Below are 17,900 nucleotides of genomic sequence, written 5' to 3' on the forward strand. Positions count from 1 at the left end.
CTTAAACCTTAGTAGACAGGCTTTTCTAGAGAAAAAACGGAGGTATTGTTTTTTCCTTGCGGGATGCTTTTTATATTTGCACCCGCAAAAAGGGCAACGGACTTGTTTGAAAGGGACGTTGTTTTTGAGCAAAACACCACACCGGGTCGCGTAGCTCAGCTGGATAGAGCATCTGCCTTCTAAGCAGACGGTCGCAGGTTCGAATCCTGCCGCGATCACGAATGAATGACCCAAAAAAGAAAAAACGCCAAGCTTGCTTGAGCGTTTTTTTGTTTGGGGCATTCTCAGCACGGAGTGCTGCAGGAAGATCGCCATGGGCGATCAATCCTTTTCCCTGTTCAAGAATATTCGTTGACTTCATTGTCTTGGGAAGACAGGAAGATCGCCAGGGGCGATCAATCCTTTTTCTTTTTAAAGGCTTTATCAGTTGCTTTTTTGACTCTGGAAGAACTGAGTTTAATGAGGTTAATCCTTACTTCATGTGAGTTGACATTTGGGTGCTGCAGGAAGATCGCCATAGCGATCCATCCTTAGTAAAATCAAGCATCAATATCAAGGACTATTTTACCCACCTGTTGCCCACTCTCCATTCGTTGATATGCCTTAACCACCTCGTGCAATGAAAAAATGGAATCGATCTTGCATTTGTAATTTCCATTTTCAATGTTCTCGACAATATGTTTTCGAGCCATTTCTAAACGTTCCGGATTTCCAAAAAGGTGGTGGCCGGTATCGATTCCAGTTAGTTTTAGGCCTTTCATCAACATCGGGAAAAGGGGAAGTGGTGTTTCGCCCATCGATAGCGTACCATAAGAAACCAGGGTCGCCCCAAAACCAGCCACTTCGGCGAGTTGCATTGTGAATGGTCCGGTTAGGGGATCGAATATCAGATCGACACCCTTGCCCAAGGTGATATCGGTTACGAATTCTTGCCAATGGGCATCATTCGTTGCTACCACATAATCGGCCCCCATTTCTTTCAAGCTTAGTTCCTTTTCCAAGGTCCTGCTCGTCGCGATGACCTGGGCACCGTGCAATTTCGCAACTTGAATTGCAGGAAGGCCTACCGAAGAACTAGCGGCCGTAATCAGTACGTTTTGCCCCTCCTTTTGATTTAAGCCGCCGGCGTGTACCAATCCTTGATAAGCCGTGCCAAATCCCATCCAAAGAGAAGAAGCTTCCAACCAGTTTATACTGGAAGGTTTTGGAATTATGGATGTGCTCGGGACTATCGCATATTCACCGATCACACCGTATTTATCGAAAGGCATATTGGGAATAATGCAGACTTCGTCTCCTTGTTGTAGCCCCTCGACTTCAGCACCAAGTTCTTCGATGATTCCGGCTCCTTCGAAACCGATATTGGCCGCTAATTCGGGCCTGACCGGAAAGTGGCCGTACATGATCATCTTTTCAACATGGTTCAATCCGGCACTTTTCATTTTTACCAAAACCTCACCAAATCCGGGAAAAGGAATCCCTTCTTCGTTGACACTAAGTCCCGTGGGACCTATAAATTCATTAAGTCGTGCTACTTTGTTCATAACCGTATCTTTTTAGTTTTTGTGATGGGACAAAGCTTGAAAAAGACGAGGGTTCGGACTTTTAAAGTAGTTTAAGAAAGTGTATTAAAGTAGTTTAAGCCGTAGTGATCTTTTTGCGGATCATGCTTAGGAAAACAGGGGTTACTCCCAAATAAGAGGCAATTTGAACGTTAGAGATCCGATTTATTAGATCTGGGCGTTGCGTCATGAAATCTCGGTATCTTTCTTCAGCGGTAGCGCTGATATTTTGTAAAATCCGGTCTTGAAAGGCAACGATATGATGTTCCTTCATGATCCTGAAAATCGTGTTGAACTTTGGGAACTCCTCATAGAGTCGATAAAGGCTTTCTTTGGTGATTTGAAGAATCGTTGAATTTTCCAATGCTTCGACATAGAGTCTACTTGGCACACCCGAATGGAAACTACCTAAATCACCGATCCATTCATTTTCTACGGCAAACTGTAAGGTATGTTCTTTGGCATCAGGGGTGACCATATACATCTTGAGGCAGCCCTGAACCACAAAATTCGCATGCTTGCAAACATCGCCTTCATGATGTATGAATTGTCTTCTTTTTACCCTTTTTGGAACAAAAAGCTTTTGTATAGCGGCTTTCTCCTCTGGATCCAGGGCTAGTATCCTGTTTAATTGATCAACTAAAGCGGAGGTTTCGGCCTTAAGGTTGTTGGTTTCATGGAGCATACTACAAAATAGGCAATTTTAACCACTTCAATCAAAATCGTAATCGTCAACATCTCCATCCCCTCCCGATTTGTTCCGGTATCGATATCCTAAAACCAATACTACAATGAGGGTGATGACGATAGGGAAGAACTCCATGCCTTTTTTAAATGTTTCGGTACCCTTTTAGAGGATCGTTCATAAAAGCCTATTTCGGCAACCGATTCTTTATGGTAGCGATTTGCCCCATATGGTTGGCCGAATGCTCCATCACATGATACCAGATGTAGTGGTAGTTCAAACCTTCTTCGATATTCGAGGCGAACCAGGCATCGTCTTTGGTGCGGAGTTTGGCGAGGGATTTTTCACGAACCTCGTCCCATAGCTCCAAATAGTAGCTGATGGGCTGGCCCTTAACGATGCTTTTCACTTTTGCATTGATCTCACCCGCAACACCCAATCGTGTGCGCTCGGCATCGGTCCAATCGCGGCCTTCAAGGGTGGCCACCTGGTAGTAGGATTCCGTAGACACCAAGTGCATGAGCAGGGCCCCTATGCTATTGGCATCGGCATCGTATTCGAAATCGGTCTGGGCTTGGTCCAAATCCTTTACTTGTTCGGTGATCCGGTCCTTCAAATCCTCCAGCATATAGACCATCTGGCCGATTTTGGGGGAATAGCCTTCTACCGATTTGAGTTCCCCTTGGGCATGCAGAAATAGCATGGGTAGGAGTACAAGGGTCAGGCAGCTGGTGATTTTGGAGCATTTCATGGTATGTGGTGTTTCGATTGTTTTGGTTCTTGGAAACCCTCCATTCGGAGCTCATTTCCACAGCAAAAGATACTCCTTTACCTCAAAATACAGGGGGTTGCCGACTCCTTTGACATGGATTTAACACACCAAAAAGACAGCGGAAGCAGGTGCTACTCCCTTGTGATTAGTTGCATTAGCCCATCGAGGATCTCATCCTTCCCCTCCAACAAATGGTCTTTGATTTCGATGTCGGGAAGGACGCCCTGCCCGGTATCGATGCCACTGACCCGTTCGATTTTTCCTTTGGATACATCCACCGCAATCCCGGTGTTGGGTAAGGAATAGGTGAAGATGGATGCAAAAAGGTTGGGGTATTCCGCGGTTTCCTCACCCACGATTTCCCCGAAACCATAATCCTGTATTTGGGCGGCCGTGACCGTGGCTTGGGAATAGGATTGCCGGTTGACCAAAACATGCACCTTGCCCGTAAACCGTTTGCCCTTTGGTTGGGGCTCGTAATATCCAAAATCAAAGGGGTAAATCGTACCATCCGTATGGGTCAAAAACGAGTTCCAATAAGCTTGGGTACTGTCTTTGGTCTGTCGTACGTTTTCCTTGACCAAGGCACTGGATTTCAATTGGAATTTGGACGCCCATTTGAAGGGTTGGTCGGCGATATATGACACCATATAGTCACCAAAGCTATCGTCACCACCGGGATTGTTCCTGAGGTCGATGAGGAGCGTTTTGGCTTTTTGGATTTTGGTTTGGATAAAGGCCGAATCGATGAAGGCCCGGTATCGCGCTTCGTCACCCCCCAGTTCCCCAGGACGCAGGTAGGCCACCGATTCCGAAAGGAAGCGAAACTCACGATCCTTTTGCAAAATATCGTCCCGCTTAAATTCATAATCCTCCATCACCCGGACGCCTTTCAAAACATGGGTTGCCAATTGGCCATTGTACGCCACTTGAACCTCATAGTTATTTTTCCCACCGAATACCTGCCAATAGTATCGGGGCAAGCTAAAACCCTCTAATTGCGCTTGGGCGAAATACGGGCGTTCTGCCGGTATTTGGAGGTATATCCGTTCGAGCACTTTTGCAATGGGTACACCGTTGATCGATTTCAGTTCTGCCCCTATGGGTATAGCTGTTACATCCGACCAGTTTTTTCGAATCAGGGCTTTGCCGTTTTCGATGGCGATTTCCAAGGGGATTATTCGGCCGTCCGATTCGGCATAATCGCGGTAGGCCTGGGCCGGAAAGCTGATCCGTGTATGGGCATTGTGGGCCTTTGCTACCAGTTGTTGGAAAAGGGTGGTGGTCTCCAACATACTGAAGCTGTCTTTTACGATTTGGTTTTGGATCTGGAGATAGTGCGCCTTAAAGGCTTGCTTGGAGGTGTAGGCGTACAGGTCGAAATGTGTAGCCTCCAAGGAGGCCATGAGTTCCTCCAAATCCGATAGAACCTCCTCCTTTGAAAAACGTTGGGCCGACAGCGATAGACTGTACAGAAAAGTCAAGGGGACTATGATTGCCAGCGCAGTTCTTTTCAGAAAGGGTTGTATTTGATGCATTCGTTCGTTTTTGCGGCAAACCTAGGCTGAAAAAGGGTTTTAGGCGTCCGACTGCTTCCGTTAGGACCCTTTTTTCAGTTGTTTCAGGTATTCGCTAGGGGTCTGCTGGGTCATTTTTTTGAAGACATGGTTGAAGGTGGACTTGGAATAAAATCCACATTCATACGCATGGCCGAGCAAGGACAGTGTATCGCGATCAGGGGATCGCAATCGCTCTTTAAAGGCCCCGATCCGATAGGCATTCACCAGGTCATAAAAATTACGATCGCAGTTTTGATTGATTTTTGAAGACAATGCTTTCGGCTTCATCTGCATGGCATCGGCCAACAGCGAAAGGTTGAGGTCGGGGTTGAGATAGGGCCGCTCGGTTTCCATCAATTGCTCCAGTTTTTCGAGAAACGCAGTGTCTTTTTGCCCTTCTTCATGGGGTACTCTTTTAGGATCCGGTTTGAAATGGACGATGTCCCGTTCTTTTTGCACATAGCCTTTGAACCCGATCCAACAGGTGATGATGGCCAAGATCACGAAATTGGGCAGAAAGTAGTAGGTCCGTAATTCATGATCAAACGCGAAGCGATCGATTTCAGTCAAGATGTTCCATAGGATCTGATGGCCGGCATAGATGAAGATCGGGGTTTGCAACCAGTGCAGGGAACGGTTGTCGATTTTCGAGTAATAGTCCTTGAGCCGGTTTTGGTATTTGATCAAAAGGGATAAGGCAATAAAACTATATCCCAAAATGGAGAGCACCCCGATCCATTGTTGGGTCAAATACACATAGGATTGGAAGGGCATTTCGTCGAGGTACAGCCCATCGGAGCCCAACCGATAGATAGCGGTGCGGTAGAATAGGAATTCGAGTACCAAGGGTACAAAGTGCACATAGTGTTTCCTTGTAAATCGGAACTCCGGGTCCGTGATGCATCGGGTATAGAAGTAGAGGGCCGGACCGATACCGTACAGCATCTCCATTTGGATATAGCGGAATACATACAGCAGCCCCTGGTCTTTGAGCACGTTGACCACCACGATGTTCAATGCCATCAAGGCGTAAAAGAAGACCAACAACGCCAAGAAGGTGTTGGCCGTTCGTCTCGGGCGTTTGAAGAGGAGCAACCCACTGAGCACCATGGCCTGTAGGGCGAACACGCAGATGATGGTAAATAGGATGGGGTTGGAGGTAATCATGCCCGGAGGTCGTATTTCAATCTGCCGGCCAAGGTAGGATTTTGCAAGTTGCCATTAAAATATTTGGTGGGTGAAAGGTCGTTTGAAGGTACGAAACCGGGTTTCGATTAAAAATTTAGCCGGTCATTACCTAGATGCAGCGCTAGCTATGGTATCAAGGCCGCTTCGATATAATCTTGGATCAATTGCCGAAGCCCCAGGTGTCGGTGGGGTGCCAATTGGATCATCATCACATAGGCCATATCGTGCTCCAAATCTATTTTGAAGTAGGTGCCGACCGCGCCCCCCCAACCGTAAACCCGTTCCAAATGGTTTGCATCACTGCCCCGAATCGCGAAACCCAAACCAAAACCCGATTCGCCCATGGGGAGACGAAGGCGTTCTTGATACGGCCGCACTTCTTGTAGTTGGTCTTGCAACATCAAAGCCACCGTAGCTTCCTTGAGGATGCGCTGTCCGTTGCCTTCCCCTTTGTTCAACAACATCTGGCAAAAGCGGAGGTAATCATTGGTCGTCGAAACCATGCCACCACCACCATTGAACAAGGTGACCTTTCGGGTATAGCGGTTGTTCCGTTGGGCTTCACTTTGCTGCAAGCCCGAGCCTTCTTGCCAGCGGTAGCCTACGGTAAACCGATCGACTTTGTCTCGGGGCACCTGAAAATGGGTGTCGTGCATATTCAAGGGTGTCAGGATATGCTCTTTCAGATAGCGATCCAAGTCCTTGCCTGAAAGTACCTCGATCAAATACCCACAGATGTTGGTCGAAAAACCATAGCGCCAGTCGGTCCCGGGTTCGAAATATAGGGGCAGTCGGCTCAACTTCAGCACGAACTCCCGGTTCGAAGTGGAGGCGTGCACATGCGCCTCGCGGTACATGCGGTCCATTTCAGGAAATGCGCTCCGTCCATAGGTATAGCCCGAACTGTGGCGGAGCAGATCGATGATCCGGATCGGGTTTTTGGCTTTGACCAGGCCTTTTTCGGTAAATACCTTCATCTCCTGGAACTCGGGAATGAACTTGTAGAGCGGGTCGTCCAGTTTGAATTTCCCTTGTTCGTACAATTGCATCAGGGCCACCGATACGATCGGTTTGGTCATGGAAAAAATCCGGAACAAGCTTCCTTCGTCGAGCGGTGTGGCTTCCGCAAGGTTGGCATACCCATAGCTGTCGAACTGGGCGAGTTGGCCATGACGCAAGATCGCGGTTTGTATCCCCGCCAGCTTGCCGTCGTCGACCAGTCGGTGGAAATGCGCGTTCATTTTTTGCAGGCTGTCCGTTGATAGTCCCACCATTTCCGGCTTGACCTTGCTGAACACGTCGGATTGTGCGTTGGTGAACGCCACACAAAGAAAGACCAACAAGAAGAGTAGATACTTGTTACACAGCATTCGAGATTGTTTTCAATGGGCAATGGTCCATGGCCCTTGATCGACTGTGTTCAAGCTAGCATTTCTTCTGAAGATACACAACCGTTAGGGTTGCAGGAATTTCATGAATTCGGCGACATAGGGGGCTTCATGATCCAGGATACCGCGAATGTGCTTGCCTTCGATCGCCCAAAACCGGGTGGTGTTGGGGTCAGCCGCTTCGAACAGTTTCCTGCCCAAGGCATAGGGTACTTCCTTGTCGGTGGAGCTATGGATGATGGTGGTGGGTACGGTCACCTTTTGTATTTCTTCCATGGCCGGAAAATCATTGTTCATGATCAGGGGTACCGCCCATTTCACCTTTTCGAGGTTCAAGGCATTGGCATAAACCTTTCCGATGTCGGGGAAGGAGCTAAAGGTTCCTTCCAACAACAACCCTTCGATCCGATCTACCCGATGGCCCGCGGTCATGGTGGCAAAGGCACCACCCAAGGATTGGCCCCAAATGATGATGGGGGTATCCGCAACGCCTTTCATGTCGACCACTTCATCAAAAACGGCCAGGGCGTCGCTTTGAAGCGTTTTGGAATTGGTCGCTTCGCCATTCGATTGCCCAAAATCGCGGCGCTCGTAACAAAAGACCTGAAACCCGGCTTCCAATAAGGGTCTGTAGGTGGTTTGAACGGCCGACATCAAGTGCATCCCTTTCCCTGAAAAGTGGAAAATGGTGGCTATAGGGGGGATGGAATCCGGTTTGAAAAGGACACCGTGGAGGGCGACTTCCCCATCCCTTTTGAAATAATGTTCTTCATGGTTCCATTCAGAGCTGAATTCGGCATATTGACTGCCGTTGGTCTGATAGATCATCTTATCGGAAAATCGCGAAAACCGTAGGTAGAGCACTAGGATTACCAATAGGGTAAACAGGGCGACAAGGAGCCACTTCAACACTTTTAGGAACTTTCGCATAGGTTGGTCGTTTGGTTTTTAGACGTTATGGGTATCGGTTTGGTTACGGCAATCCCTGCTTTCTGACGAAGATACGCCTTAAAGGGTGTTACTACGTATTTCATAGAATACTATCTAAGTCTTATTATCAAGGAAATTGTGCGTACCCTCATCGACCACAAATCGCCGAGATAAAGAGAAAGTGTCCGTTTTTCAGGGCTTTGTACAGGCTTCCCCTTTTGGTAAAACCGACGTTCATTTTGTTGGTTCCGGTCAACCGCAAGGTTTCCCCCGGCATTTCATACACAAGATCCACCTCGAGTACGGCGCTTGAAAAGCCCGCTATCAGGCGGATATCCTCGATCCACACTTCGGCAAAGGTTTCGTTCTTGGCCGGTAGGCGATCGGACTCCACATAATGCAAAACCATTGGGGTGTCTTTGTCCAATTCCTCCACCGATCGGATAAAACGTTCGTTGAAATCAGGAAACTTGGAATCCCCGAAGGTCGGCAATCCCAGGTATTCGAATTTTTCGAAATCCCCTCGCGGATCATAAGCGAAATAGAAGGTTTGGGCACAGTCGATTTCAGCGGCCATTTTGTTGGTTTTTTTGTGGGAAGCGCAACCCATCAACAAGCAAAGAAGGAGATAGGGGAAGCAGTTTTTCATGCTTGGAGGTTTTGGATCGCAAACAACAGTTGCTTCTTGTTCAATCGAAATTTGGAAGATCTTGTTTTATCCATCGTATCCCATGGTTAGCAGGTGTTGCCCTTCGAATTCCATATCCAATAAATGGTCGGGCAAGAAGGTGTCGCCCGCTGTTATTTCTGCAAACAGTTTTCCTTTTTTACCCAAGATCAGTTCCACCCGGATCACCTCCAAACCGTCGTACCAATCGGCATCGGCAGGAGTATCCACATAGTCGTCCATATGTGTGTTGTAAAAGGCGATCAATTCCTTTTTACAGTCCCCAAGCCAATCGATATAGCCGATGATCCGTTCGGCCTCTTCCTCGAAGCGATGCGTTCCCAAAAATTCGATGCTGACCCTATCCGGGGGGGTCGGTTGGTTGAAGATCACGATATCCTTCAGGGGGAGGTAACTGTGCTCCCCGGCATCCCCTTGTTGGAAATCAACGGCTGAAAGTGGGGGCCTTTTTTTGGAATGGCGTTTGCGAAAATCTTTGGTAGCGAAAAAGTCGCCATGGGATTTGGCCATGTCCTGCAACTTGTACAGTTTCTTCAGCTCCTTTCGGTCGTTGGTAGCTACGGTCGGTTTAAAGGTGTCATAGGCTGATTTATGATACCCCAAGAGGCTTTGTACGTTCGACAAGATCCGGTCTTCATTGCGGCTACGCGCTTTGGTCTCTAGGTGGTACAGAAGGTCATACAAGTTCGCAAGGCTTTCTTTAGACCCCTTCGAACGTCTAAATTCGTTGGAGTAGTTGATATAGGTCTGTTGTAGGTTTTCGGTCATGGGTTCGGGTCTGGCATATTTTTTAAAGGGTGAAGGGTTGGGGTTCCGCCGATTTGATTTTTATTCCACATCTTCCAAAATCGAAATGCTTTATGTACAATCGATTGGTTCTTAAAGCTCTTAGCTATGTTAGCATTATAGTCCCTAACAAGATAAGGGAGTTCTTACCCAAAACTCGGATTCCCATGTACTTTTTTAGATGGCGAAATACCAAAAAAGTACTTCCTGTAAAAGATGTGCCCGTGCCGATAGCGGTATCCGAACACTATTTCTTAAATTGGAGAGCCCCCAAGCTAGGATACGATCAGAAGCGGTATGAGAATCTTGAAGAAGATTTTTTTGATTTTAATAGGAGTTGTTATCGGTGTATTGGTTCTCAAATGGAATACGGTTACACAATCGTATCATTGGCTCCAATACGCCAACTATGATGAACGCACCTTTTATTTTCAGAACCAAGAGCGGGTTTTCGATCATAGGGTAGTCAGAAAATCTTCCAAACCTTTTGCCTTTCCCAAACGTTCCCAGCATTTTCATATACCGGAGTATTTTGTTTATAAAGATTCCACGATCCATACCTCTTCCTTTATCGATCAAATGGGTTATGAAGGCCTCATCGTAATCAAAGAAGGGCGTGTAGCTTATGAGGCGTATTGGCGTGGCATGGAAAGCGAAACGACACATTCGGCCATGTCAATGAGTAAATCGATCCTATCGATGTTGGTCGGTTTTGCCATTGATGACGGATTTATACATAGCATTGACGACAACATCGTCACCTACTTGCCGGAGTTACGAGGAACGGCCCTCGATGGGATAAAGGTCACCGATTGTCTGGATATGCTATCGGGTATCGCGTTTTGCGACTTTTGTGAAGCCGATGCGACCCAGGCGACCTTAACGCAATTTTTCTGGCATTTTTCTTTTGACCGTCCCCTTATCGAGTTTGTATCGAAGCTGCAGGCAAGCAGCGAACCAGGTGTCTCATGGAATTATCAAACCATGGACGCCATAATTATCGGTTTGGTTTTGGATCGGGCCCTTTTGGATAAGACCATTACGGAATACACCCAAGCTAAACTTTGGGAACCCCTTGGTGCCGAACATGATGCCCAATGGATTATGGGAGGTAAGGAATTGGAATTGGTCGGGAGTAATTTCACGGCCAGCTTGCGGGATTTCGCAAAGTTGGGCCAGTTCTATTTGCAAAAAGGGACTTGGCAAGGCAAGCAGCTCTTAAGCAAAGACTGGATAATGACTTCGACCATACCCGATAAAGAGGTCTTGCGCTCTGGTATGCACAGCAGCGATACCTTGGGTCATTGGGGATATAAACACTTTTGGTGGACCCCTGAGCGTACCAGTGGACACGAGTTTATGGCAGCTGGTAGGTTTGGGCAAATACTTTACATTAATGTGGATAAGGAGGTTGTCATCGTCGGTTTAAGAATCGGACCGGATCCTAGCGAGGTCACCAATGAAAGTGAATTCAATTTGAACAGTAAAGTCTATTTGTTCCAGCAAATCGCCGAATCGTTGGATTGATCATTAACCGGTCTACCACGGCTTGTCATGCTCCTTTTTTCTTGCAGCTTGTTAGAGTGATGAGGATGCCTTTAAGTGCCGTTTTCCAAAAACCCCAACCAAGATTACACTGGTCCCTAGGCTTAGGGTAACGAAAATCAAATTATGGTACAGGGCGTCCGATGTCGCAAAAGTCATAGCCCCGATCGTAGCATTGAAACTGGCATGGCACAGCGTGGTCATCAAAATGCTTTGTCGGGTGTTGTTGTAGATCCAGGTGAGGATGATCGCCATGGCAATGGCCCCTAGTGAACCGGTGATGTAAAAGATGTAAAACGGTTCGGGAGCGCCTGCAATGGGGGAAATCGTCCAGAAGGGAAAATGCCAAAGGGCCCAAACCCCTCCAAGGATCAGCGAGGCTTCAAGGGCATTGCGTGACTTTTGAAGGCGGGGTAGGGCATACCCCCGCCATCCCACTTCTTCCAAGATCAAGAAAATGGAAATGATAAGGAAGTTGATCGCGATCACACCGGGATTCGCGAGCGCATCGTACTTGAAAAAGAGCGCAAAGATACCATGGGTCATCAACGTCAGCAAGGCGGGTGTGAACAGGGCCAAATACCAGATCGGCCTCACTTTGGATCGGATCAAACCGCTGTACAAGGTCCGTAATCCTTGCTTTCCTGAATTTCGATAGGTAAGGAAAGTCGCGGCAGCAATGGGGCCCACAAAACCAAGGGGGATCAAGGTATTGGGGAGCATCTCAAAATAAATCGGAACCCAAACGCCCCAGGCGATAAGAAAGCTCAGCAACAGGTAGTGGAGGAGTTCTTGGTATGACCTTTCTGTTGGTTGTTCCATAAGGCTCTCAATGTCTTTTAGGCGTAATTTTCAATGGCGCGATCAGTTCGGATGTCCCCGATGTGGTAGTGTGCGACAATCTCGTCGATTTGCCCGTTTTTGATATAATACCATTCACTGACCTCGAGGGTGAAATCATCCCCTTGTTGGGCGGTGTAGCGTACGCAGGCTTTGTCTTTACCATAGATGGTATCGTGCACGGTAAACGTCTTCCCTAGGAATTTGTCCTCGTTGGCGGCCACCAATTCCATATAGGCTTTTCTACCTTTGATTATGCCAAAGGGACTGTGGTGTTTGAACTGTTCGCTAATGGGTAGCTTTGTGTATTCTCCTGTTTCCCATTTGGCGAACCAAAGGGCTACCAATTTGCTTACTTCCATAGTATTCCAAAATAGTATCGTTAAGATACATCATTTCGAGCGGGTTGGCTACTGATCAGCGCTCAGAGATACCCCAAATACAACAAGGTCATGACCGTGGTATTGTACACCCCATGGCATATGATAGCGTACCAAAGGTTTCTTTTGAAATAGATGAAAAGTCCTAAGTATACCGCCCCGACGACCAAGGCGTTTACAACGCCCAAGGCCCCCAGTTGGATATGATACCCGCCAAAAAGGAGGGCCGTTATCGCAAAACCGATAAGGGTGGCGTACCGACCTTGGATCAGTTGCTCCAAGCGGGTAAAGATAAAACCGTGGAAAACGATTTCTTCGTACAAGCCGCCAATCAGCCAACCCATGATAACCATAATAAAGAACTGTACTTTGCTCTCTTGGAGGGTCTCCGTCAATCCGCTATCATGATACTCCAGGGGTATCAATGACTCCAGCAACGGATGGAAGACCAGCAGCATAAAGGCCACGGTGAGCAAGGCGACACCCCCGCCGACCAGCACCGCTTTTAGGGTACATTGCTTCCAACGGAAACCGATGTTAGCGAAGCCTTCATTGGACTTCCTCAAGGCGAAGTACGTCAGTAGGAGTATGGGAATGGCGTAGGTAAAAAAGGGGAACAGTCCCGCATGGGGCAACAAGACGATAACACCAATGGCGATGAGGTTCAGTATTATTTTGAAGTCCATACCCCAAGATCGGGCTTTTTCCTTGATCTGAGGTGGGTCTGCAATGGATTTCAAAAGATGCTGCATTGGTTCATCCCAACCGCCAGAGTTCCAAAAAGACCAACAGTATTTGTACGACACCGAGCAGTATGGGGATCCAAAGGGCTTTCCAAGGGGCACCCCCTAAGCGTCCGAGTCCTGCCAACAATATCGTAAGCACGCCCAAGCCCGCCCAGGGGAGTAGGTCGAGGTGCCGTAGGCCAAAAAGCGCCCGTTCCTTACCGGTCAGCTCGGCATAGTCCAACGCCAGATCGTACTGCAGTTTTAAGGCCGTTATTATACCGAGTATACCTAGAAAATAGGCGATGGGTACTGGTTTTAGCATGTTTTACGTTCTTGAAATCCAACAGTCTTTCGCGGGTCGCGTTCCCGTAAAGATATCGTCGGTTTTAAAGATACTGTTTCGAGATGGATTCGCTAACAGTGTATTGATTCCGGAGTTTGCAGCCGGTCTCCGTTTTTGAGCCCCCAATCATTGAGTTCATGGATGATCTTGTGTAGACTTTCACCCAGTTCCGTTAGGCTGTATTCGACCCTTGGGGGCACTTCGGCGAATACCTCCCTATGGATGATGCCATCCGCTTCCAGTTCCCGTAGGCTATCGGTCAACATTTTCTTGCTGATGTTTTGGATGTGGCGGTGCATGACCCCAAAGCGGTTGATCTCCGAATACAGAGCATAAATGATCCGGATTTTCCATTTTCCCCCGATAACGGACATGGTGGTTTTGACCCCGCAGGGCGTTTCGGCAGCAAGTTGCTCGTTTTCCGAACTTTTTTTCATTATTCAACTATTTGATAAACAGCAATAGTAACTTTTTCGTGACTAGCTTACAAAAATATAACTACTTGACAAAAGTAAACCATTGGGATAATTTTGTGGCGAATTAATGATAAAAACGTACCATCATGATTACTAATAACGCCAAAATCGTCCGTTTCCACCAAACTGGAAACGCCGATGTTTTGCAAATCGAAGAAGCGTCCATCCCGAGTCCGATCAAGGATGAAGTGACGATCAAAGTAGCCGCTATCGGACTCAACCGTGCCGAAGTGATGTTCCGCGAAGGCCAGTATTTGGAGACCCCGGTATTTCCTTCCCGCATCGGCTATGAGGTCAGTGGGGTCATTGAAGCGGTGGGCGAAGAAGTAAGCTCGGTCAAGGTAGGAGATCGGGTAAGTACCATTCCCGCTTTTTCCATCGGGCAGTATGGGGTGTATGGCGAATACGCCACGGTACCGGAACATGCGGTCACTGCCTATCCGGATACCCTGAGCCCAGAAGAAGGCACCTCCATTTGGATGGCCTACCTCACCGCCTATGGCGCCTTAATCGAGTTGGCCCAAACGAAACCAGGTGACCATGTCTTGATTACCGCCGCGAGCAGCAGCGTGGGTCTGGCGTCCATTCAAATCGCCAAAACCGAAGGGGCCGTGGTCATCGCTACCACCCGAACCGCTACTAAAAAACAGTTCCTGCTCGATGCAGGAGCGGATCATGTCATCGTTACGAATGATGAGGACTTGGAGGAACGGGTGCATAACATCACCAATGCCGCTGGAATGAACGTGGTCTTCGATCCGGTCGGGGGACCTTCGGTCGAAACTTTGGCCAAGGCATCGGCAAACCAAGGCATTCTTATCGAGTATGGAGCTTTGTCTCCTGAACCGACGCCGTACCCCTTGTTTACGTCCTTACAAAAAGGCCTTAGCATACGCGGCTATACCCTCTTTGAAATCACTAAAGATCCGGAACGCCTTGCCCGCGGGAAAGCCTATCTGTACGACAAGTTCGCAACTTCAGCCCTGCAACCCATCATTGACCGCACCTTTGTGTTCGATGAGATCGTAGATGCCCATAAGTATATGGAATCCAATGTGCAGCGCGGTAAGATCGTGGTCACGGTTTAAGACTGCCTTCGCAGGCAACTTAAAAGACAGAAAGCATTCGAACGAATGCTTTTTGTTTTTATGCAAGATAAAATAGGATTATCACCATAGGGGTAACCAAATCTTGCTCAAAGATTTGCAAGAATCAAGGCTGTAGTGAAGGGGCTGTTCTGCCCCTTGGCAGGTTAGGGCTGGTCAGTACATGAGTCCCTACTTGCACATACTGATCAAGGCATCCGCGACATTGCCAAGGTTATGCGAAATCAAGGCCAGCAAAATGCTGCCCGTCTTCATGGTGATCCATGCCCATATCATGCCTAAGGCAAAGGTGCCGAAAAAGGGCGCCGCGTTGAAGACCACCTCCCAATTGCCGTCTAAAAAGAAACCATGCCCCAATCCAAAGAGTATGGCGGTGATGATGATGGCGGGATGCAGGAATTTATTCGCCTTGAGGATTTTGGCCAGCAAGCCGAGCATGATGCCCCGGTAGGCGATTTCCTCATTGATGCCCGGCATACTGAGTTGGAACATAAGGGTTTCCCAATTCCATTCCGTAGTGAAGGGGTTCAAGGCGATGTTCAAGACCGATGATAAAAGGAAAATCACGCTGATGATGATGATGCCCTTCTTGAGGTGTTTTTTGTCCTGTTTGAGGGTGAGGTAGTAGTCTTTGAGTTCGAATTTTCGGTAGAGCAGGAGGAAGACCACGGCCCCAAGGATCGCAAATACCTTTCCGTCCCAATTCCACTGACCCTCGAAGATCCGGAAAGCGGGTACATGACCGGGCAAGGCCAATAACAAGCTGTTGCCGATAAAGAAGATGGAAAACGCGAGCAAAATCTTTAGGCTTTCCGAGGTCCGGTTTTTTAAAGTCAGGGCGATGATCGGGAGTACAAAGATCAAATGCAGCAGGTGTTCTACGAGTACTTTTTCCATGGGTTGTATGGGTTGGTTACCGCAGTGGTAGCGGTTTGGAGGTTCGGATTAGTTGGTGGCGGTGGTGTCGGGTTCGGTTTCGATGATTTCCTCGATCCGGGCAAGCAATCGTTGTTCGGCCCCTACCACGTCCCACAGCATCATCCTTAAAATCTCTTTTTTGTTCTTATCGGTGGATTCGAAGTTCTGAAAGGTGAAATCCATCTGCTTTTCAATGCGGTTAAGCAGGTTTTCCTTGCGTTCGGCGATATCGGCCAGTGCCGACAAACGCTCGTATTCGATCAATTCGATTTTAGTGGTCGCTATGGCATTCCATGAATTCGTTTTGATGATGGGCGAATACACCCCTTTGGATCGGATGACGATCTCGTATAAGGAAACCGTCGCATCGTCCATATAGGCGTTGAGGGTATCTATGGAGGCCATTTGGGCGGGAATGACCCGTTGGATGTCCGCCACACTGTCTTCCAATTCCTTGTCAATGGATGAAAAGATCTGGTCGAGATAGGCTTTTTCCTTGCGTTCATCGTTCCAATTGTTGATGAACAGGGCGATTAGGATGCCGATGATCACGGAGACGACCTCCCGGATGATTTGCTTCATATGCCGATTTCTTGCTTGATGGGGAGGAAACGGATTTCCTACCGCTTTCAAATTAGGCAAAAAAAAGCCAATAGCCGAAAGCCTTGGTAGGGTGGGTCTTTTTTAAAGTTTGGTTTTTAGCAATGCTACTGCTTTTCGAAACGGTTCTTGGCCCACTTCCTTTTCACCGAAGACCAAGATATTGCCTTTCCGCTGATCAACGATCAATAGCGCATTTCCTTTAACAATACGAAAGCCTTGAAAATCCGACCATGGAATGATGGATTCGGTCAAATCATCACTATATCTCAAGGCATTGTCCAAAAACTCAAAAACGCCTTTGGTGATGGTCCCTTTGTTCGACTCCAAGTTTTCTATGGCCCTTGTCTTCAACCCCTTCCTTTTGGTGGAGAATTCCCGATAAATACGATAGGCTTCGTACCCGAAGAGAAGTCCGATAATCAGTGGGAAGGCCCCAAAATCGTGCCCTGCATATAGCAAGGCCGTTCCAATCAGAATTAGTACAAGACCTAGCAAAAGCTGTATTCGTAATTTTTGGATGAGGTCTGCATAAACCAGCGGAAAAAGTAAGTCGATTTGACTGAGATATGTCGCTTTTTCAAACGGGATTTCAAGTCGTAAGGCCGTCATCGATTGATGTAGTATAACAGCCAAAGGAGCCCTATGAGCAGTAACCCAAGAACGACCCGTTCTTTGCGCCTTTGGGCTTTTGCTTTGGAGCGGATCTTGTTTTTCACTTCTTCCAATTCGGTAGCCGTCAGTTTCGGAAAGTCGAATTCCCTTTCAGTGTCTTTGCTGGTATAATGCAGCCTATTCCGTTTGAATTTACCTTTGGCTTTCTCTTTTCGTGCTTGTTTTCGGGCCAAGGTCGCCTTGAATTGGGATAAACTTCCGTCAGCCATGAGTGGTATCGTTTTCGTAGTCCGTTCTTGATGGAGGCCAGTCCTGCTTGATCCGTGCTATGATTTCGCTGCGGTGCTGCGCCCAATCCGGATACTCTTTCCATTCCTCTTCCGTTTTGAAATACAGTACTTTGTTGATTTTACCAACCAGCATTTCGCCATCGATTTCAATGCTTTTCCAACCCCCTTTAAATTTTTCTTCATAGAAAATCGCATCCCGCCCCCGGCTTTTTATCCGCCAGCCGCGTTTGTGCTCCTTCTTTGCCTGCAAACGGTTGCTCATAAAAAAATAGAGCACAAGCACAGTTAATAAGGCGGCAATGATCAAAAAGGTTTTCAATCTCCAAGTAATTTAAATGTGCTGGAACCGTTTCCGCTAGGGTTGTGGATAATCGGCACTTTCATCCGTATCCTCGTTAGCCAGAACCTATTTCCAACCTAAAAGGTAGTGAATTGCGTGAATTCACCCTATCCTATGTTTTTAGTTTCTTGTCGATTTCCTATGATGCGAAGAATGCCTTC

The 17,900-nt window shown here is 47.7% G+C and carries 21 protein-coding genes and 1 tRNA gene; 3 read left to right on the forward strand and 19 right to left on the reverse strand.

The window, feature by feature from the left end; genetic code table 11:
* Nucleotides 1–144: 144 nt before the first annotated feature.
* Nucleotides 145–218 (forward strand) — tRNA-Arg (locus tag ABV409_RS14335).
* 321 nt (nt 219–539) lie between these two features.
* Here ABV409_RS14335 and ABV409_RS14340 read toward each other — a convergent pair.
* The 9 genes from ABV409_RS14340 to ABV409_RS14380 form a co-directional block, all read right to left on the reverse strand.
* Nucleotides 540–1,544 carry a zinc-dependent alcohol dehydrogenase family protein gene (locus ABV409_RS14340; protein WP_353878307.1) on the reverse strand — a complete coding sequence of 335 codons (1,005 nt, stop codon included), beginning with the start codon at nt 1,542–1,544 and terminating at the stop codon, nt 540–542.
* A gap of 94 nt (nt 1,545–1,638) precedes the next feature.
* On the reverse strand, nt 1,639–2,247 hold the full coding sequence (locus ABV409_RS14345; protein ID WP_353878308.1) for a Crp/Fnr family transcriptional regulator: 609 nt from the start codon (nt 2,245–2,247) through the stop codon (nt 1,639–1,641).
* A 187-nt stretch (nt 2,248–2,434) separates the two neighbouring features.
* Complete coding sequence (locus ABV409_RS14350) at nt 2,435–2,998, reverse strand: DinB family protein (protein ID WP_353878309.1); 564 nt, start codon at nt 2,996–2,998, stop codon at nt 2,435–2,437.
* Between the two features lie 152 nt (nt 2,999–3,150).
* On the reverse strand, nt 3,151–4,557 hold the full coding sequence (locus tag ABV409_RS14355) for a S41 family peptidase (protein ID WP_353878310.1): 1,407 nt from the start codon (nt 4,555–4,557) through the stop codon (nt 3,151–3,153).
* A gap of 60 nt (nt 4,558–4,617) precedes the next feature.
* Nucleotides 4,618–5,745 (reverse strand): helix-turn-helix domain-containing protein, encoded by a 1,128-nt coding sequence (locus tag ABV409_RS14360; RefSeq protein ID WP_353878311.1) that lies wholly within the window; start codon nt 5,743–5,745, stop codon nt 4,618–4,620.
* A gap of 146 nt (nt 5,746–5,891) precedes the next feature.
* Nucleotides 5,892–7,136, reverse strand: coding sequence for a serine hydrolase domain-containing protein (locus ABV409_RS14365; RefSeq protein WP_353878312.1), 1,245 nt, complete (start codon nt 7,134–7,136; stop codon nt 5,892–5,894).
* A gap of 84 nt (nt 7,137–7,220) precedes the next feature.
* Nucleotides 7,221–8,084 (reverse strand): alpha/beta hydrolase, encoded by an 864-nt coding sequence (locus ABV409_RS14370; RefSeq protein ID WP_353878313.1) that lies wholly within the window; start codon nt 8,082–8,084, stop codon nt 7,221–7,223.
* A 148-nt stretch (nt 8,085–8,232) separates the two neighbouring features.
* Nucleotides 8,233–8,733: a hypothetical protein gene (locus ABV409_RS14375; RefSeq protein WP_353878314.1), complete on the reverse strand. Its 501-nt coding sequence runs from the start codon at nt 8,731–8,733 to the stop codon at nt 8,233–8,235.
* Nucleotides 8,734–8,799: 66 nt separating this feature from the next.
* Entirely contained in the window at nt 8,800–9,540 is a 741-nt protein-coding gene (locus ABV409_RS14380) for a hypothetical protein (RefSeq protein WP_353878315.1), read from the reverse strand.
* Between the two features lie 315 nt (nt 9,541–9,855).
* Between ABV409_RS14380 and ABV409_RS14385 the strand changes: the two genes are divergently transcribed.
* Nucleotides 9,856–11,085 carry a serine hydrolase domain-containing protein gene (locus ABV409_RS14385; protein WP_353878316.1) on the forward strand — a complete coding sequence of 410 codons (1,230 nt, stop codon included), beginning with the start codon at nt 9,856–9,858 and terminating at the stop codon, nt 11,083–11,085.
* A 51-nt stretch (nt 11,086–11,136) separates the two neighbouring features.
* On the opposite strand, the gene ABV409_RS14390 is transcribed toward ABV409_RS14385, so the two are convergent.
* The 5 genes from ABV409_RS14390 to ABV409_RS14410 form a co-directional block, all read right to left on the reverse strand.
* Nucleotides 11,137–11,925, reverse strand: coding sequence for a CPBP family glutamic-type intramembrane protease (locus tag ABV409_RS14390; RefSeq protein ID WP_353878317.1), 789 nt, complete (start codon nt 11,923–11,925; stop codon nt 11,137–11,139).
* Nucleotides 11,926–11,942: 17 nt separating this feature from the next.
* Nucleotides 11,943–12,305, reverse strand: coding sequence for a nuclear transport factor 2 family protein (locus ABV409_RS14395; protein ID WP_353878318.1), 363 nt, complete (start codon nt 12,303–12,305; stop codon nt 11,943–11,945).
* 62 nt (nt 12,306–12,367) lie between these two features.
* On the reverse strand, nt 12,368–13,063 hold the full coding sequence (locus ABV409_RS14400; RefSeq protein WP_353878319.1) for a CPBP family intramembrane glutamic endopeptidase: 696 nt from the start codon (nt 13,061–13,063) through the stop codon (nt 12,368–12,370).
* A 16-nt stretch (nt 13,064–13,079) separates the two neighbouring features.
* Nucleotides 13,080–13,373 carry a hypothetical protein gene (locus tag ABV409_RS14405; protein ID WP_353878320.1) on the reverse strand — a complete coding sequence of 98 codons (294 nt, stop codon included), beginning with the start codon at nt 13,371–13,373 and terminating at the stop codon, nt 13,080–13,082.
* 92 nt (nt 13,374–13,465) lie between these two features.
* The gene (locus ABV409_RS14410) at nt 13,466–13,831 is read right to left on the reverse strand and encodes a winged helix-turn-helix transcriptional regulator (protein WP_353878321.1); all 366 of its coding nucleotides are present in this window, start codon (nt 13,829–13,831) and stop codon (nt 13,466–13,468) included.
* A 125-nt stretch (nt 13,832–13,956) separates the two neighbouring features.
* Here ABV409_RS14410 and ABV409_RS14415 point away from each other — a divergent pair, with 125 nt between their 5' ends.
* Nucleotides 13,957–14,958 carry a zinc-dependent alcohol dehydrogenase family protein gene (locus ABV409_RS14415; RefSeq protein ID WP_353878322.1) on the forward strand — a complete coding sequence of 334 codons (1,002 nt, stop codon included), beginning with the start codon at nt 13,957–13,959 and terminating at the stop codon, nt 14,956–14,958.
* 189 nt (nt 14,959–15,147) lie between these two features.
* On the opposite strand, the gene ABV409_RS14420 is transcribed toward ABV409_RS14415, so the two are convergent.
* The 5 genes from ABV409_RS14420 to ABV409_RS14440 form a co-directional block, all read right to left on the reverse strand.
* Nucleotides 15,148–15,873: a CPBP family intramembrane glutamic endopeptidase gene (locus ABV409_RS14420; RefSeq protein WP_353878323.1), complete on the reverse strand. Its 726-nt coding sequence runs from the start codon at nt 15,871–15,873 to the stop codon at nt 15,148–15,150.
* Nucleotides 15,874–15,921: 48 nt separating this feature from the next.
* A complete protein-coding gene (locus ABV409_RS14425) occupies nt 15,922–16,476 on the reverse strand; it encodes a DUF6090 family protein (RefSeq protein WP_353878324.1) in 555 nt (184 codons plus the stop codon).
* A 102-nt stretch (nt 16,477–16,578) separates the two neighbouring features.
* The gene (locus ABV409_RS14430) at nt 16,579–17,106 is read right to left on the reverse strand and encodes a hypothetical protein (protein WP_353878325.1); all 528 of its coding nucleotides are present in this window, start codon (nt 17,104–17,106) and stop codon (nt 16,579–16,581) included.
* Entirely contained in the window at nt 17,103–17,378 is a 276-nt protein-coding gene (locus ABV409_RS14435) for a hypothetical protein (RefSeq protein WP_353878326.1), read from the reverse strand. Before ABV409_RS14435 ends, ABV409_RS14430 begins: the two co-directional genes overlap by 4 nt.
* The gene (locus ABV409_RS14440) at nt 17,371–17,718 is read right to left on the reverse strand and encodes a hypothetical protein (RefSeq protein ID WP_353878327.1); all 348 of its coding nucleotides are present in this window, start codon (nt 17,716–17,718) and stop codon (nt 17,371–17,373) included. The genes ABV409_RS14435 and ABV409_RS14440 overlap by 8 nt, the downstream gene beginning before the upstream one ends.
* Between the last annotated feature and the right edge of the window lie 182 nt (nt 17,719–17,900).

The organism is Flagellimonas algarum (genome assembly GCF_040513375.1).
In the GTDB taxonomy this organism is placed as follows: domain Bacteria; phylum Bacteroidota; class Bacteroidia; order Flavobacteriales; family Flavobacteriaceae; genus Flagellimonas_B; species Flagellimonas_B algarum.

Coding starts and splice junctions, on each gene's coding strand:
- ABV409_RS14345 (WP_353878308.1), bottom strand. CDS start 2,247: ATGCTCCATGAAACCAACAACCTTAAGGCCGAAACCTCCGCTTTAGTT.
- ABV409_RS14380 (WP_353878315.1), bottom strand. CDS start 9,540: ATGACCGAAAACCTACAACAGACCTATATCAACTACTCCAACGAATTT.
- ABV409_RS14370 (WP_353878313.1), bottom strand. CDS start 8,084: ATGCGAAAGTTCCTAAAAGTGTTGAAGTGGCTCCTTGTCGCCCTGTTT.
- ABV409_RS14360 (WP_353878311.1), bottom strand. CDS start 5,745: ATGATTACCTCCAACCCCATCCTATTTACCATCATCTGCGTGTTCGCC.
- ABV409_RS14340 (WP_353878307.1), bottom strand. CDS start 1,544: ATGAACAAAGTAGCACGACTTAATGAATTTATAGGTCCCACGGGACTT.
- ABV409_RS14415 (WP_353878322.1), top strand. CDS start 13,957: ATGATTACTAATAACGCCAAAATCGTCCGTTTCCACCAAACTGGAAAC.
- ABV409_RS14365 (WP_353878312.1), bottom strand. CDS start 7,136: ATGCTGTGTAACAAGTATCTACTCTTCTTGTTGGTCTTTCTTTGTGTG.
- ABV409_RS14355 (WP_353878310.1), bottom strand. CDS start 4,557: ATGCATCAAATACAACCCTTTCTGAAAAGAACTGCGCTGGCAATCATA.
- ABV409_RS14420 (WP_353878323.1), bottom strand. CDS start 15,873: ATGGAAAAAGTACTCGTAGAACACCTGCTGCATTTGATCTTTGTACTC.
- ABV409_RS14410 (WP_353878321.1), bottom strand. CDS start 13,831: ATGAAAAAAAGTTCGGAAAACGAGCAACTTGCTGCCGAAACGCCCTGC.
- ABV409_RS14390 (WP_353878317.1), bottom strand. CDS start 11,925: ATGGAACAACCAACAGAAAGGTCATACCAAGAACTCCTCCACTACCTG.
- ABV409_RS14430 (WP_353878325.1), bottom strand. CDS start 17,106: ATGACGGCCTTACGACTTGAAATCCCGTTTGAAAAAGCGACATATCTC.
- ABV409_RS14395 (WP_353878318.1), bottom strand. CDS start 12,305: ATGGAAGTAAGCAAATTGGTAGCCCTTTGGTTCGCCAAATGGGAAACA.
- ABV409_RS14425 (WP_353878324.1), bottom strand. CDS start 16,476: ATGAAGCAAATCATCCGGGAGGTCGTCTCCGTGATCATCGGCATCCTA.
- ABV409_RS14375 (WP_353878314.1), bottom strand. CDS start 8,733: ATGAAAAACTGCTTCCCCTATCTCCTTCTTTGCTTGTTGATGGGTTGC.
- ABV409_RS14435 (WP_353878326.1), bottom strand. CDS start 17,378: ATGGCTGACGGAAGTTTATCCCAATTCAAGGCGACCTTGGCCCGAAAA.
- ABV409_RS14405 (WP_353878320.1), bottom strand. CDS start 13,373: ATGCTAAAACCAGTACCCATCGCCTATTTTCTAGGTATACTCGGTATA.
- ABV409_RS14350 (WP_353878309.1), bottom strand. CDS start 2,998: ATGAAATGCTCCAAAATCACCAGCTGCCTGACCCTTGTACTCCTACCC.
- ABV409_RS14385 (WP_353878316.1), top strand. CDS start 9,856: ATGAGAATCTTGAAGAAGATTTTTTTGATTTTAATAGGAGTTGTTATC.